At 53.2% G+C, this 971-nt stretch carries 1 rRNA gene; it reads left to right on the top strand.

The features are described from left to right. Window positions 1-971 (top strand): 16S ribosomal RNA (locus QOS07_RS09240); the annotation flags it as partial.

Here is a 971-nt window from a genome sequence, read left to right as displayed (position 1 = left end):
GATAAAAGATGGTTTCGGCTATCACTTTGGGATGGGCCCGCGGTGCATTAGCTAGTTGGTAAGGTAACGGCTTACCAAGGCGATGATGCATAGCCGAGTTGAGAGACTGATCGGCCACAATGGAACTGAGACACGGTCCATACTCCTACGGGAGGCAGCAGTAGGGAATCTTCCACAATGGGCGCAAGCCTGATGGAGCAACACCGCGTGAGTGAAGAAGGGTTTCGGCTCGTAAAACTCTGTTGTTGAAGAAGAACGTGCGTGAGAGTAACTGTTCATGCAGTGACGGTATTCAACCAGAAAGTCACGGCTAACTACGTGCCAGCAGCCGCGGTAATACGTAGGTGGCAAGCGTTATCCGGATTTATTGGGCGTAAAGCGAGCGCAGGCGGTTACTTAGGTCTGATGTGAAAGCCTTCGGCTTAACCGAAGAAGTGCATCGGAAACCGGGCGACTTGAGTGCAGAAGAGGACAGTGGAACTCCATGTGTAGCGGTGGAATGCGTAGATATATGGAAGAACACCAGTGGCGAAGGCGGCTGTCTGGTCTGCAACTGACGCTGAGGCTCGAAAGCATGGGTAGCGAACAGGATTAGATACCCTGGTAGTCCATGCCGTAAACGATGAGTGCTAGGTGTTGGAGGGTTTCCGCCCTTCAGTGCCGCAGCTAACGCATTAAGCACTCCGCCTGGGGAGTACGACCGCAAGGTTGAAACTCAAAGGAATTGACGGGGGCCCGCACAAGCGGTGGAGCATGTGGTTTAATTCGAAGCTACGCGAAGAACCTTACCAGGTCTTGACATCTTGCGCTAACCTAAGAGATTAGGCGTTCCCTTCGGGGACGCAATGACAGGTGGTGCATGGTCGTCGTCAGCTCGTGTCGTGAGATGTTGGGTTAAGTCCCGCAACGAGCGCAACCCTTGTTACTAGTTGCCAGCATTCAGTTGGGCACTCTAGTGAGACTGCCGGTGA

Origin of the sequence: Limosilactobacillus viscerum (assembly GCF_947387525.1) — a bacterium.
Classification (GTDB): domain Bacteria; phylum Bacillota; class Bacilli; order Lactobacillales; family Lactobacillaceae; genus Limosilactobacillus; species Limosilactobacillus viscerum.
The sequence above is the reverse complement of the archived record's forward strand: the minus strand, read 5'-3'. Positions and strand labels throughout refer to the sequence as shown.